At 47.4% G+C, this 14711-nt stretch carries 9 protein-coding genes, 1 tRNA gene and 4 pseudogenes; 6 read left to right on the top strand and 8 right to left on the bottom strand.

Annotation, left to right across the window (positions count from 1 at the left end; genetic code table 11):
- Nucleotides 1-267 precede the first annotated feature (267 nt).
- On the bottom strand, nucleotides 268-687 hold the full coding sequence (locus tag DCX48_08240; protein ID QXE14487.1) for a hypothetical protein: 420 nt from the start codon (nucleotides 685-687) through the stop codon (nucleotides 268-270).
- A gap of 527 nt (nucleotides 688-1214) precedes the next feature.
- On the opposite strand from DCX48_08240, the gene DCX48_08235 reads away from it, so the two are divergent.
- Nucleotides 1215-1290: transfer RNA gene (locus DCX48_08235), tRNA-Thr, on the top strand.
- 14 nt (nucleotides 1291-1304) lie between these two features.
- Here DCX48_08235 and DCX48_08230 read toward each other — a convergent pair.
- The 3 genes and pseudogenes from DCX48_08230 to DCX48_08220 all read right to left on the bottom strand — a co-directional run bounded on the left by DCX48_08230 (nucleotide 1305) and on the right by DCX48_08220 (nucleotide 3839).
- Nucleotides 1305-1748 (bottom strand): annotated as a pseudogene (locus tag DCX48_08230) (hypothetical protein).
- Nucleotides 1749-3046 (bottom strand): annotated as a pseudogene (locus DCX48_08225) (IS4 family transposase).
- Between the two features lie 100 nt (nucleotides 3047-3146).
- On the bottom strand, nucleotides 3147-3839 hold the full coding sequence (locus DCX48_08220) for a hypothetical protein (GenBank protein ID QXE14486.1): 693 nt from the start codon (nucleotides 3837-3839) through the stop codon (nucleotides 3147-3149).
- A gap of 501 nt (nucleotides 3840-4340) precedes the next feature.
- Between DCX48_08220 and DCX48_08215 the strand changes: the two are divergent.
- Nucleotides 4341-4536, top strand: a pseudogene (locus DCX48_08215) (DUF4102 domain-containing protein).
- A 32-nt stretch (nucleotides 4537-4568) separates the two neighbouring features.
- Here the strand turns inward: DCX48_08215 and DCX48_08210 are convergent.
- The 3 genes and pseudogenes from DCX48_08210 to DCX48_08200 all read right to left on the bottom strand — a co-directional run bounded on the left by DCX48_08210 (nucleotide 4569) and on the right by DCX48_08200 (nucleotide 6664).
- Nucleotides 4569-5436 (bottom strand): annotated as a pseudogene (locus DCX48_08210) (IS630 family transposase).
- Nucleotides 5437-5595: 159 nt separating this feature from the next.
- Nucleotides 5596-6180 carry a putative adenosine monophosphate-protein transferase Fic gene (locus DCX48_08205; GenBank protein ID QXE14485.1) on the bottom strand — a complete coding sequence of 195 codons (585 nt, stop codon included), beginning with the start codon at nucleotides 6178-6180 and terminating at the stop codon, nucleotides 5596-5598.
- Nucleotides 6173-6664 carry a hypothetical protein gene (locus DCX48_08200; GenBank protein ID QXE14484.1) on the bottom strand — a complete coding sequence of 164 codons (492 nt, stop codon included), beginning with the start codon at nucleotides 6662-6664 and terminating at the stop codon, nucleotides 6173-6175. Before DCX48_08200 ends, DCX48_08205 begins: the two co-directional genes overlap by 8 nt.
- Nucleotides 6665-7100: 436 nt before the next feature.
- Here DCX48_08200 and DCX48_08195 point away from each other — a divergent pair, with 436 nt between their 5' ends.
- Nucleotides 7101-7646, top strand: coding sequence for a histidine phosphatase family protein (locus DCX48_08195; GenBank protein ID QXE14483.1), 546 nt, complete (start codon nucleotides 7101-7103; stop codon nucleotides 7644-7646).
- 297 nt (nucleotides 7647-7943) lie between these two features.
- Here the strand turns inward: DCX48_08195 and DCX48_08190 are convergent, their stop codons facing one another.
- Nucleotides 7944-8516: a TetR/AcrR family transcriptional regulator gene (locus DCX48_08190; protein ID QXE14482.1), complete on the bottom strand. Its 573-nt coding sequence runs from the start codon at nucleotides 8514-8516 to the stop codon at nucleotides 7944-7946.
- A gap of 189 nt (nucleotides 8517-8705) precedes the next feature.
- Between DCX48_08190 and DCX48_08185 the strand changes: the two genes are divergently transcribed.
- From DCX48_08185 to DCX48_08175, 3 genes are all read left to right on the top strand, one after another.
- Complete coding sequence (locus DCX48_08185) at nucleotides 8706-9878, top strand: efflux RND transporter periplasmic adaptor subunit (protein ID QXE14481.1); 1173 nt, start codon at nucleotides 8706-8708, stop codon at nucleotides 9876-9878.
- An 82-nt stretch (nucleotides 9879-9960) separates the two neighbouring features.
- Nucleotides 9961-13104 carry a multidrug efflux RND transporter permease subunit gene (locus DCX48_08180; protein ID QXE14480.1) on the top strand — a complete coding sequence of 1048 codons (3144 nt, stop codon included), beginning with the start codon at nucleotides 9961-9963 and terminating at the stop codon, nucleotides 13102-13104.
- The gene (locus DCX48_08175; GenBank protein ID QXE14479.1) at nucleotides 13101-14504 is read left to right on the top strand and encodes an efflux transporter outer membrane subunit; all 1404 of its coding nucleotides are present in this window, start codon (nucleotides 13101-13103) and stop codon (nucleotides 14502-14504) included. Before DCX48_08180 ends, DCX48_08175 begins: the two co-directional genes overlap by 4 nt.
- Nucleotides 14505-14711 lie beyond the last annotated feature (207 nt).

Genomic DNA, 14711 nt, shown 5'->3' with positions numbered 1-14711 from the left:
ATGAATTGCTGCGCATCTCAAAGAGATGCGCAGCAATTATTTTTATTCCGATAAAAGTATTTATTTCAACTGTATTGCTCTGCTGCGCCATCGTTATTTAAATTGAAATTTAATGCGAAAATATAAATGCAATAAAATAACTGCATCAGAAAAATATCCTCCAATAGTAACAAACTATGCTTTGTGCGATATTTCACAGATCCATAGTCTGTCTTGCTATCGGAGGATAATTATTTATCCTTTGTTTCAAAAATACATTATTTCATATTAACGTTGATGCTTCTCTGTGGCGTTATGGATTGAGTTGGCAGTTTCGTGAGCCTGTTTTTCCGCTCGGCTGTTAAAATTATCTGCTTTCGTTTTGGCATCAGCCCAGCTTTTTTCGGCGTCTTTTCTGACTTCGGATTCTCTGGATTTTACATCAGCGTTGACTTTGTCTGCTTTTTCTCGGGCTTCTGGCTCCCTTGATTTTAGATCGGCTTTGAAATCATTCGCTTTTTCCCGCGCCTGAGTTTCATGCTCATGCGCTTTAGTTCGCGCTTCTGACGCTTTTTCTCTCGCTTCAACACGATCGTGGCTGAAGGCAGATTCCGCCGATGCTCGGGTTGAATCCAGGTCATTTGCTGCCGCCATGCCAATGTAACTGGTTCCCAGTATTAAGCCTAAAAACAATGGTTTCATATTCATGGTGTATTTCCTCTTACAGCGCGTTATGACTACGCTAACAATAATCTTGTCGTCGACAACGTATTATTGAGAGCTTCACGTTAAGACAACGTCCTTTTCGTCTTGGCTGCTTAAGTAGAGCAAAATAGAGAATAAAAAGAATAGGGAATTATCTTAAACCGTACAGGTGGGTATTGTTATGTGTTGCGGTTATAGTCGAAGGGTAAAAAGATATTTTTATTGTAAATATCACGCTGTATATAAAACTTAATATTTATCTCCACAGAAAGCATAGTTTTCACATAATCAGGTATTATCTTTTTGGTACTTCTCCCGAAGAGAATGGAGATTTAGGCCATGGGTTCTGTATGTGCATCTGTTAAGCCGAAAAGATATAGCGTATGACGTTATTAGCACTGAAAATTATCAGCACAGGGTGGATGATGATAAAACCAGCAGACGATCGCCAAACGCTTGACTTGCTGTACCATTATCACTAGTTTGTCACCCCGTAGTTCACGTCTGGCTCTCGCCACGACGGTCCCAAAGCCGATATAGCTCAGTTGGTAGAGCAGCGCATTCGTAATGCGAAGGTCGTAGGTTCGACTCCTATTATCGGCACCATAGTTTTCAATGACTTACCTTGCTTTCATATAAAACATGTTTTCCTTTTGTGCCATATTTGTGCCATTGCGTTCTAAAATCGCGTCAATTTTACTGGCATGCTCACTTAGATGTCCGGATGATAAATGCGCATAACGCTGAACCATTTCCAGCGTTTCCCATCCCCCAACTCCTTCAGTGCCAAAAGAGAAACGCCAGACTGAACCAGCCAACTCGCCCATGTATGCCTCAAGTCATGGAATCAGAAATTGCTAATGCCCGAACGCTTTAGCGCTCCATGCCTTGTTGCTGTCTGTTCTCATCTTGCGAACCGATGGGGATTCGGTGCCGTCAGGTTTAGTGCAGTTTTCTCGGTACACGAAAACTCAGCGGTGGTGATGACCTAATTGTTTTTTCAGCACGCGACATGCGGTATTGTTTAGTGCAAATAAAAAGCCCCTATAGTTAGGTAATGCCAGTCAGTTAAGCTTGGCTGGCATTTTTCTCCGTGCCGTTGCATACTTTTGGGGCCTTTCCTTCACTATTCGGGGAGGGCTCTTTCTCTGCACGGCGGAAGCTTCACCATCTGCACTATGCTCGCCACATCTTTGACCAACTCCGGGATCCTGCCCGGTGATGCCCCTTCCAGCGTCCAGAGTAGCTTCATTATCCATGCCGTCGACTCCCTGGGGCTCAGTTGATTTGTCCACATTACTTTTAGCGTCGCCGCCATCTTAATAATCTGATAACAAACTATATTATATGCCAGCAGTACGCCCCACAGTTCCTGTCGCACCAGGTCTGGTTTTTTACTTCTCAGCGTCAGCCTGCTGTCCTGAAGTCCCTGTTTTATTTCCCGGTAGCCCAGCTCTATTTCCCACCGGTAGCTGTACAGATCGGTTATTTCTTTACCCGGCCAGCGCATTGGATCCATCATTGAGGTCAGGAGGCAGATTGTTTTTCCTTTGATTTCACGTTCAGTCATCTGTACTGCTATTTTTTCAGTCAGATGTGGCCATTTTTTCCGCGCCTGCGGTGTCGTTTTCAGGCTTATCAGCGCGTCACCTTTACCCAGCTTTCTCACCACCTCATACTGAAGATCTTTCCGTGCTGCTATCATCCAGTGCCGGCTTTCTCCCGCCTGACACCAGGCATCCAGTAGTCCCACGGAGTAATAATCCCGGTCAATCAGCTCTTCTGCCAGTGTCATTTCGTTATCGCTGATTGTCCCCATTGCTGCAGCGGTGACCAGATGGCTGGTCAGTTCCATCTGACAGACCATCTTCACCTGCGGATAAAGTGATGCCTTCGACGAGTTGACCGTCCGCATGAACGCGGCATCGTTCTCAGGCGTATCATGCGTGCGCCAGATGACACCATCGACAGCCAGCAGGGTCAGCCCGCACCCGTGGGGATGGTTTGTTTGCCGGTTCCAGAGGTCAGCAGTCTGTTCAAAAACAAGCCTGACAGCCTCACTACCCAGACGCTGTCGCGCCTGTACCACTACGCTGGGTGCGACGAAGGGACGGTTACCGGGGAGGAGGATATCCAGTCGGTTAACTATCTGATGTAGTGGTTCTTTTCTTTCAAGCGCCATACCAATAAGGCACCAGACCATCATGTCGGTAGTGAGTCTGCGTTTACGCAGCGTAACGGTCCCAGTTTCTTCAAGGCAGCGCGCGACAAGTTCGGGGTCGAGGACCTCAGCTAGGGTGGAGAGGGGATTACGCAGGGTGTCATACTGGGAAATAACGTTGAGAGCCTGAGATAGTTGCATAAAAAATCCATAATCTTCCATGAAGACTACGGACTCTTACACAGCCACTGGATCGATCAACTGATCCTTAACTGATCGGCATTATCCTATTAGGAGCTTTCTAATTCAGTTTAGTCGCAATGACGCTTGACCATGCTCTGTATCCAGCGCCATTTAAGTGAGTTCCATCAGTTGTGTAATCAGATGATAGAAGACCATCTGATGTCATTGTTTCGTTAACATCAAACCACGTGCATTTACCTTCACTCTCACAAAATTCCTTCATTGATATATTAAGGACTTCAATTTTTTTGTTTATTATTGAGTCTCTTGTTTTTATTGTTGATTGCAAAAATACAGAAATGTCATTATTAACAAGAGAATTAATTAATTTTTTGTAATTATCAACTGCGCTTTCTACTGAATACTTCATCATTGACAGGTCATTAACTCCCGCCATCACAAATGCCTTTCTCGCCCCTGACTTTACTATCAAATCAGTCATTCCGACAATATTTTTAAGCGTGTTCCCACCGATACCAAAATTAGCTATTCGAGAGGCCGGGAAGATCTGGCCCCAGTTCGCGCCCTCAGTGAGGCTATCCCCAACAAATGCAATATCGCCAGATGGGTTAAACTCGCGGAAGAAGGTCATTCTGTCGTTAATGTGATATTCGCTCGGATTTTTGTATTCTATATTCAATGATGATTTGACAAATATCACAATTGGCTCAGTTATTTGGTATTTGTGACTAATAAAACCCAAAAAAAAGAATGCAAATGCAATTATTGTTGCTGCTAATGATTTGTTCATGACTGAACGCCATATATTGGTTTTTAAGAATTATCTCATTAATGGAGGGGGGGTTCCACTAGAAGCACGGGCTTATTGAAATTCTGGGGCATGTATGGGGCAAAAAATTGCCGCAAGGTAACTCCGTATCACTAAGTAATCGGAACCCGCTTGCGGCAATACTCTGCGAGTGGGACAACAATGGGTGAGGTATGCGCGGGCGGGATTTGGTGTGCACAGGCAAGTACAGGTGAGCTTCGGTGTGTGAACGCGGCAATTCACTGTAAGTTATTGTGTTTATGTGGGGTTCATGATTTTCGTAATGCGAAGGTCGTAGGTTCGACTCCTATTATCGCACCACTAACTCATCCGAGCACCTCCGAAAAACTCAATAAAACCATTTTAAATCAACGATTTTTTCTGATTTTACGTCCATATGTATCCAATGTTGTCCAGTGACATCCGGATGTAAATTTGTATAGGATTGTGTATAGACAGGTTAGATAAAGGATTCCTATACAAATGCCACTCAACGATATGCAGGTCCGCAGCGCGAAGCCTGAAGAAAAGCCCTATACACTCGGTGACGGTTTAGGGCTGTCTTTACTCATTGAACCGAGCGGCAGCAAAAACTGGCGTTTTCGCTATCGCTTCGGCGGTAAACCCAAGATGATATCTTTTCGGCGCTTACCCATTGGGGAGTCTGTCTGAAGCGCGTAAGCAGGTACTAAATAGCTGATCCTAATATCGCTACACTTTTGCCTGACCGTGCTTCCTGCCAGGAAATGGGCTTACCGTTTTCATAAAATAGCGTACTTTGTTCAGTAATTGCCACATCGAACGACAGCTATGATTTCTAGTTATTGTGTCGTGTAATGCCTGCCATAACCGTTCTACGTGGTTCACCCACGGTGAGTAAATTGGTTGATAAATAACAATAAATTTTGGGTTATTCTTCAGCCAACGAAGCGTTTCACGACTTTTATGGATGATGTAGTTATCAACGATCAGCGTGATCGTTTTTGCTCGCCGGTACGTGCTTTTTAGATGTTTTAACAAGCTGATAAATAACCCGAGTTTTTACTGCTGCTGCCGACGTAACTGACTTTTCCTGTGCCGCTGTGCAACGCGCCAGCCAGATAATATTTTTCGTTTTTCCCTGGCGGGCCATTTTCTCTTCTTTATACGCGTCGCGAATGCGAAGCGTGGGGGCCGCTCTTCGCCAGACAAGTCCAGCAGAACGGCACCCGGTTATCTCGTTGATTTTTATTGCTAACAGTTCAGTACTCCAGCGAGAACGCTGATAACCAAAATCTTCCGGCGAATGCTTAATCAGTTGACGCAACAGCACACAAATGCGCTCAAACGGCCAGCGTCGGCCACGACCTGAGGGTAATGATTTCAGGCCTTCCAGCCCGTAAAGTGTGAACCAATTAATCCAGCGCCCCAGCGATGAACGTGCGCAGCAAAGCGTTTTGGCAACGTCACTTATCTTGTCCCCACGATGAAGCATCAACATCGCGGTGAGTCTGCGGGCATAGTTTTTATCACATGTTTTATGGATGGTTTTTTGCATCAGACACCTTTCGGCGTCGGGTATCGGTGCTATGATCGGCATGACTCAGTCCGGTTGGTGATTTGGGATATTCAGCGATTGATCAGATCGCTTAAATCGGACTGAGTTCCCTTCTGGTGATCTACTATTTGGAACAGCTATTTAGAGGGCATCAATCCAAGCGAATAGCGTAAAGCACAAAAACTTAACCTGATGTCTGATTCAGAGAATGCTTTTCTCAAAAATATCGGCTAATGGCTGAGTATTGCCATGGTATCCCGCCACGTTAGCCGCTAACCATTCCTGAATGCCGATATTTTCGAAAGAGACACCATAGCCACAATTAATAATCATATGCTCGAACAATAAACGCTGAGAACGCCCATTGCCTTCCCGAAACGGATGGATCACATTCAAATCTGAATAATATTCTGCTAACTGAGTTATTAGAGCCGGACGTTCAAGACTTTGTAAAAAATCATCGTTGGATAGTTGCGTGAAAATTTTATTGGCTTCAATTTCAATACGGGATACGGTGCAAAAACGTGTTTGACCTTTAGAAATATCGATACGCCGTATTTCTCCTGCCCAATCGAATAAATCCCCGAATATTTTTCCGTGCAGCCCACACCAGTGATGTAGATCGTAAGGCGGTTCTTCAAATTCAATATCGAGAACGGCCAGTTCGGATAGCTGACGCTCCGCATCGTCGAATTTACTATCATCGTTGATGCCGAGCTTATTTATCAGAACATCGCTACTAGGGTAGGTATAAGGATCTTGCCCTGAGCCGTATTTATCAGACATAACCACTCGCTTTATACATGGCTATCAGGCTTTTTCTCAGCGCTTCCCTTTCCTGCTTGTCTGCGGGAAGCGGCGTATCCTCAACGCAAAATCCTTCAAGACGCATACTGTCCCGATAGTTTTTGAGTTTCACCTGATTGTAGTAATCACGCTTTTCTTCCAGCGTCACCATATGTGGGGATCGCGTTTTGTTTGGCAATGCTTTTGTCGTGATTTTCCGGTGCTGTTTAAATATCGACAGATCGGTATTTTTCAATTTCTCGATCAGCCGTTCCCCGTCACCAAACACGCCCCAAGACGAGATAGACAAGGCTTGCCGTTTGCCATTTCTTTCGCGTGATATGCTGATATCCATCGTTGACTGGAGCGCGTTTAACACTTCCTGTACTTTTCTTTCAGAGATACCTGTAGCGGCTACGATAGATTGCGTATTAGGGGAATCCTCTTGTACCAGAGCCGCGAGTACCGCCATTTCATACCGCATGGGCTTTCACCTTTAATCCGCATATATATGCGACAAAGAGTACCACAATTACGACCTAGGCGTATCTTACCTGCATGAGTGAGAGTCACTCATTACCTTTTCACTCGCTGTTCATCACTTAACTCGCTAAAAATAAAGATAAAAAATGAAAGGTGTAGAGGGTGAACCGTTTTTCGCAAAATCATTTTATTGGGTGAGATGTGTATAAACGAAATTCACATAACAAAAATTATATAATAAAAACAGTTTGTTACACCATTATGTTCGGCTCCGATTCTGTTCTAAAGGAGATGCCCCAAATGAAGCTCACTGAATCTTGCGGTTTAAAGAGCGCTCTTTTGCAGTAAGTGGCGCAGTAGCTACTGAGGTCGTTGGGCAACGAAAAATTAATGTTATGGTAAATAGGTGTTTCTTTTTTAACAGGAGAATCTGCTTCATGGAGTTATTTTTGCTGCGACATGGAAAGCCTGATATTAGACGTTCGACGGCAATCAGATCGGTCGATATGTACTCGTGGATAGGGGAGTATGATGCGGCTGGCATATTGGATTCGCCCGATGCTTCAACAGTCGCTGCTAGTGAGGGGAAATTTATAGTTTCTAGCCCAATGCCACGGGCTCTTGAGTCTGTAGCTGCTCTTGGGTTGGAGCCAGACATCATCATTGATGAGCTGCATGAAGCGCCATTGCCAGTTTTTAATATCCCCCTGCTAAAGTTAGCCCCACTTGTTTGGGCTGCTTTATTTCGTATTTTTTGGATGGCGGGAGGTAGTGGAGGAGTAGAAACTTTTTCTTCAGTAAAGATAAGAGCGAAGCTCGTTTCCTGTGAGTTGGATAAAATGGCAGAAACACATGGGAGTGTATTAAGTGTTGGGCATGGTTTTATGAATGCTTTGGTTGCCAGAGAGCTACAGAAAGCTGGCTGGAAAAGGCAGAAAGTGGGTCCGTCAGGATACTGGTCGGGCATTAAACTTGTGCGTTGATAGCTCAGACCGCCATATTTTCAGGGCATATCAAATGCACTAATCAGACAGTAGCAATCCAGATCATGCTGGGCGTTGCCAAACGAAGCCACATCGTTCCCGTGGCGTTGATGGAGAGGAGTGCTGGTTTCCCGCATGATGCTTTGAAAAGCAGCGCCAGTTACAAATGCTCCAATTTCGGAAGCTCACCAGAGAATAGTTCCAGCTATATCGGCTACGTTAAAGTCCAGCATTAACCCCACCAGTAATCGCGCTTTGCCGAAGTTGTTTACATATCGAGAGATCCGTATTTTTCAATCAGCCCTTCTCCGTCTCCGAACTTGCCCCATTAAGAAACATGGAATTAACCAGCGCTGCCATATCGACGGGTGCAATTTCGCCCCGTAATGCAGAATCAACGGCAGCATAAAGCATAGAATCGTAAGCTTTGGCGAGCCATCGAGCTGGCATATCAATGCGGAACGCCCCTTCCTTTTGACCCTTCTTGAAAAATTCTTCCAGTGCTTCACCATAAAAGGAAGGCATGGCTTCATCCACGGCATCTTTTCTGTCATCCACCATCTGCACCCACTGAGCCGCATTCCAAAACATGTAAAAATCACGTCCTACAATGACGTTCTCCGTGAGCCGAATCAATGCATCAGGGTAAGGTGCTCTTGCTAATTCCGCGCTAAAAAGAGCCTGTTCAAGGTGACGGGTAGCGCGTTCAAGCAAGAGTACGATGATCGCCTCTCTGGTCGGTGCGATACGATACAGAGTGGCTTTGCTAATCCCCGCTTTCTTGGCTATTTGTTGCAGATTTGCTCTGGGATTGCGGGCGATTGCAAGGGCCAGAGCGCCGGCCAGCTTGTCACTGATATTTTCAGACATCTTCTCTCCTTTTCTTGTTGTCAGCCCCGTCAGGGTGGCTGCATATCTTTCCATACCCGCAATGAAAAAAAAACACCTCATTAGAATCCATTTTGCGTCTAATGAATCTATATTGACTCATTTGATTCTTAAAAGTATTATTTCCGTCGCAAATTTAAGCAAAAGTTCCAGTGTGGATCAGGGGGTAGTATGGCTAAGTTAAAAATGAGTGCGCTCGTCTTGAGTTTGCTGTTGGCTGGCTGTGATGATGAAACGACGGGAGCTGAACAGCAGCAGTCGCAATCGGTAGAGGTTGAAGCCCAGACCGTCATCCCGCAGGTGAAAACCATGACGGCAGATTTGCCAGGGCGAATCGAACCTGTCCGTGTCGCACAGGTTAGGGCGCGCGTAGCAGGGGTTGTTCAGAAAAGGCACTTCACTGAAGGAGCCGTTGTGAAGGAAGGGGAGCTGCTTTTCACCATTGAACAGGCATCGTTTGAAGCTGCCCTTGCTCGTGCTAAGGCAAGCTTGGCGCGGTCGGAGTCACAGGTAAAGCAGGCCGAATCCCTTGTTCGTCGCTATACCCCGCTTGTGAAAATCGAGGCTGTCAGCCGTCAAGAATACGATGATGCGGATACTGCCCTAGAGACCGCGAAGGCTAATCGCTTGTCCGCTCGTGCGGACGTCAAAACGGCTGAACTGGATCTCAGCTATGCCACCGTCAAAGCACCGATCTCCGGCAGGATAGGCAAAAGTCTGGTGAGTGAAGGAAGTTTGGTGGGGCAGGGAGAAACCACGCCAATGGCTTTGATACAGCAAACCGATCCGGTTTATGCCGATTTCAATCAGCCCGCAAATACCGTCCTGCAATTGCGTGAGGCAATGGAAAAGGGGCAGCTTTCAACGAATAAGGATTCAGCGCCGAAGGTGAGCATTCATGTTGAAGGAACGGGTTATACCGCAACGGGTAAATTGCTGTTCACCGACATTTCGGTCAACAGAAACACTGGCGAAATCATGCTGCGTGGAGAATTCCCCAATCCGGATAACCGGCTCCTGCCTGGTATGTATGTGAGAGTGAGTACCGAGCTGGGTGTTGATCAGAAGGCTATTTTCATTCCACAGCGGGCAATAATCCGAGGAACGGATGGAACTGCAAAGGTTTTTGTCATCAATGCTGAAGGTCTGACTGTTGAGCAGAAAGTTACCACTGGTGTAATGGAAGGTAAGGACTGGCAGATAACGGAAGGGCTGAGCGCTGGGGATAAGGTCATTATCAGTGGCGTGGATAAAATTCAGCCGGGAATGTCGGTAAAAACCGCTGATGCATCCCAACAGGAAGTACAAACGCCAAAACAGCAGGATGGCAATGTCTCTTCTTAGCACTGGCGGGGACGTTATCTTGTTCGATTCGCACCATCAGTGTTTTTTTAATCCGCAAAAATCATACGTGCCGGAATAAATCATGCCTAACTTTTTTATTCACAGACCCAACTTTGCCTGGGTTGTGGCTATCTTCATCGCGATGGCGGGGTTGCTTGCCATTTCGTCGTTGCCCGTCTCGCAGTACCCAGCGGTTGCTCCGCCACAAATTGTGGTGACGGCAACTTATCCCGGTGCTTCCGCTGAAGTCATCAATAGCGGTGTCACAAGCCTGATAGAGGAAGAGCTTAATGGCGCAAAAGGGCTGCTCTATTATGAATCTCAGAGTAACAGTGCGGGCTCGGGAGAGATAACCATTACCTTTCAGCCGGGTACCAACCCCGATCTCGCTCAGGTTGACGTACAGAACCGTATTAAAAAAGTCGAATCCCGTCTTCCTGCCTCGGTAACCCAACAGGGATTACAGGTCGAACAGGCGAGTACCAACTTCCTGATGATCTTTGCTCTGACAGCAAAAGATAAGAATTCTGATGAAGTAAACCTTGCTGACTACGCGGCGCGAAACATTAACAACGAAATTCGCCGAGTCACAGGCGTAGGCCGTGTGCAAATGTTTTCCGCAGAGCGCGCTTTACGTGTATGGATAGATCCGACGAAGCTGATTAGCTATGGGTTGTCCATTAATGATGTAGATAATGCCATCAAAGCGCAAAACGCGCAGGTATCCGGTGGGAGCCTGGGAGAGCAGCCCAGTCCACCTGATCAAGAAATCTCTGCAAACATACTGGTTCAGGGGCAGCTGTCCTCTATTGAGGAATTTTCTCGCATTGTGCTTAAGGCTGATGCAGACGGATCTACTGTCCGTTTGAGTGATGTTGGCCGAGTAGAAATGGGGAGGCAGGATTATCGTTTATCATCACGGCTCAATGGTGAACCTGCGGTAGGGATCGGTGTGCAACTTTCTCCTGGGGCCAATGCACTTGAGACAGCAAAAGCCGTCAAATCTCGACTGGCTGAATTGTCGATGAATTTCCCAGAGAATATCAGTTATAGCGTTCCTCATGACACATCGAAATTTGTTGAAGTGGCCATTAAGAAAGTCCTGATGACGCTGCTTGAAGCCGTTGTACTCGTCTTTCTAGTCATGCTGCTGTTTCTGCAAAATATTCGCTACACCCTTATCCCGACGATTGTTGTTCCTATCTGTTTGCTTGGCACGCTGGCGGTGATGTTGCCGTTAGGGTTTTCCGTCAACATGATGACCATGTTTGGCATGGTTTTAGCCATCGGTATTCTGGTGGATGATGCCATTGTGGTCGTGGAAAATGTCGAACGCATCATGGCCGAAGAAGGGCTGTCTCCTAAAGAGGCGACGATCAAAGCGATGACCCAAATCAGTGGGGCGATCGTGGGGATTACCCTCGTGCTCGTTGCGGTGTTCCTGCCGCTTGCATTCATGAGTGGTTCTGTTGGAGTGATATATCGTCAGTTCTCTGTTTCTCTGGCAATTTCGATTCTTTTCTCCGGCTTCCTTGCCCTAACGCTGACGCCTGCGCTTTGCGCCACCTTGATTAAGCCTATTGCTAAAGGTCACCATGCCGAGAAAAAAGGGTTATTCGGCTGGTTCAACCGTAAATTCAGCAGCTTGACGGAGCGTTACTCTTCTACCACATCAACATTGCTGTCACGCTCAGGCAGAGTGATGTTGGTGTATGTCGCCATTCTTGGTGTGCTTGCGGTGGCCTATACCCGGCTACCCTCGGCGTTTCTTCCGTCAGAAGATCAGGGTTATGTCATGACGGATATTCAGCTTCCTCCGGGGGCGACATATCAGCGGCTGATGACATCAACCAAGGAAATGGAAAACTACTTTCTTGAACGTCCTGCGGTTGCGGATGTACTGACGCTTCAGGGATTCAGCTTTTCCGGTATGGGGCAGAATGCCGGCATGGGCTTTGTCATGCTCAAAGACTGGTCAGAACGCTCCAGTGAGGAATCTGTACAAAATGAAGCGGATCAATCCAGCGGTGTTTTCCAGAGCATAAAAGACGGCACGCTATTTTCTATCGTTCCGCCTTCGATTGAAGGCATGGGTAACTCAAGTGGCTTTGCGCTACGTCTTCAGGATCGTGCAGGCCTTGGTCGTGACGCGCTGCTTGCCGCAAGCCAACAGCTAATGGGCAGGGTGTATGAATCCCCGACTTTTGCTTACATCATGGTGGAAGGATTGGCTGATGCACCACAGCTTGACCTGCGTATCGATCGTGAGAAAGCAGAAGCAATGGGGGTTCCTTTTGATGCCATTAATAATGCTATCTCGACCGCCTACGGTTCGGCGTTAGTCAATGAGTTCCCAAATCAGGGGCGTATGCAGCGCGTTATCGTCCAGGCAGCACCTGAAAGTCGGGCTACGCCGGAAACGCTGCGTAAACTGAATATTCTCAACCGCAATGGGGAATTGGTTCCTCTGGAGGCGTTTAGCGAAATCGCGTGGAAGCATGGCCCTGTGCAAGTAGTCCGCTACAACGGTTATCCGAGCCTCAAACTTTCCGGTGATGTGGTTCCCGGCATGAGCTCTGGTGAGGGAATGAAAGAGATTGAGCGGTTGGCTGCACAATTATCACCGGGAATTGGGTATGAGTGGACCGGTTTGTCCTATCAGGAAAAAGCCGCCGGTTCTCAGGCTCCGCTGCTATTAGCTTTAGCACTTGTCGTGGTCTTTCTGGTTCTGGTTGCTTTGTACGAAAGCTGGAAGATCCCGTTCTCGGTCCTCCTGATTGTTCCTGTCGGGGCGTTGGGTGCTGTTGCGGCCGTAATGGCTGCGGGTATGTCTAATGACGTGTATTTCAAGGTGGGTCTGATCACTATCATTGGGCTTGCGGCGAAAAATGCAATTCTCATCATCGAGTTTGCAAAGGATCTCCACGCACAAGGGAAATCCTTCAGGCAGTCCGCTATTGAAGCCGCACGCTTGCGTTTTCGTCCTATCGTGATGACCTCGCTTGCCTTTATTCTTGGCGTGGTACCGCTTGCTATTGCAACGGGAGCGGGTGCACTCAGCCAGCGTGCTATCGGTACGGGTGTCATGGGGGGGATGTTGAGCGCGACCTTACTGGGTGTGCTGTTTGTGCCAGTCTTCTATGTCTGGGTCATGTCTTTGATGAACAAAAGCAAAGAAAAGACACCGCCTGATAGCCAGACAGATACCCGAGAGGTGGGAAAATGATAACGCCTCATAAACTCAGTCTGATCGCGGTTACGCTTCTGTTAGCGGGATGCTCTATGGCGCCCACTTATACCACGCCACCGTCACCGATAACGGAACAGTGGAAAAGCGATCGGCACTCATCTGCCACAACTGACTGGAAGACATTCATTCAGGATGAACGGTTACGACATTTGGTCGATATGGCGCTCGCCAATAACCGAGATTTAAGGCAGACCCTGTTAAATGTGGATGTTGCTCGGGCCCAATATCGTATCCAACGTGCCGATCGATTGCCGGGGATTGAGGCTCAGGGATCGGGTTCACGCCAGCGTGTTCCTGGCGATATATCCCCAACCGGCCAAGCGGCTGTTCAAAGCGAGTGGCGTTCTGGCGTTGGTCTGGCGGCATTCGAGCTTGATTTGTTTGGACGGGTTAAAAGCCTCTCAGATGCCGCGATGGAAGAGTATCTTGCAACAGAGAACAATGCCCGCGGTGCGAGAATTACGCTGATAGCGGAGGTCGTGCAGGCTTATCTCACCCGCAATGGTGCGGTGCAGCGTTACGAGCTTACAAACAGCACATTACAGTCGCGGCAGGACTCCCTGAGGCTCATTTCAGAAAGACGTGCTGTAGGTGTAGCATCCGCTCTTGATTATCAGGAAGCTCTGGGGCTTGTAGAGCAAGCGCGGGCTGAAAGGGAGCAGGTAACTCGGCAGCTAAGGCAATCAGAAAACGCGCTGCGTTTACTGGTTGGAACTAATGATATTGACCGTTATCTGCCTCAGAAGTCTGTTGCTGAAGAGGCGATTCTGCAAAATATTGCACTGGGTACACCATCCCAGTTGTTGGCGTACCGACCGGATATTGAAGCAGCGGAAAATCGACTTAAATCAAGAAATGCGAGCATTGGCGCAGCGCGGGCAGCCTTTTTTCCCCGTATTTCTCTAACAGGAATGTACGGCAGTGCCAGTACTGAGTTATCCGATCTTTTCAGCAGCGGACAGCAGGCTTGGTCATTTTCACCGCAGATAACGCTGCCGTTATTCTCCGGCGGAAGCAATATGGCTAACCTGGATGTAGCAAATCTGCGAAAAGAGATTGCTGTGGCAGATTATGAAAAAACCATTCAGACGGCATTTCGTGAAGTGTCTGACGCATTGGATGCAACGGATACCTTACGGCGGGAAGCGTTGGCACAGGAAAGCCTGACGAAGACCAATCTTGAGTCGTTGCGACTGGCTGAAGCAAGATATGCCGGTGGGGTGGATGGCCACTTGCGCTATCTTGATGCACAACGTAGGGCGTTTGGTAGTCAGATACAACTTATCGATATCCGAACACAGCATCAAGTTGCATTATCTACACTCTACCGCGCGCTGGGTGGTGGCTGGCATGAAGAAAATCGGCAAGAGCATTAATCATATTCGGTAACCTGCTAAATAGCTTGCTGCTGAATTATCATACGTGCCAGACAGTGAAAGCGCTGACCTCGTTCTTCAACGATAATCTAAAGTAATACAAACAATGGCGTCCTGTCAGGGCGCCCTTACTCCACTGTATCGTCAGGAAGGTTCTCCAGCCGGATGACCGCTATTTTAACCTGAAAATGTCGTTTAAGAGATCAT

Source organism: Pectobacterium atrosepticum, assembly GCA_019056595.1.
Taxonomy (GTDB): Bacteria; Pseudomonadota; Gammaproteobacteria; order Enterobacterales; family Enterobacteriaceae; genus Pectobacterium; species Pectobacterium atrosepticum.
This window is presented reverse-complemented; position numbering and strand designations above follow the sequence as displayed.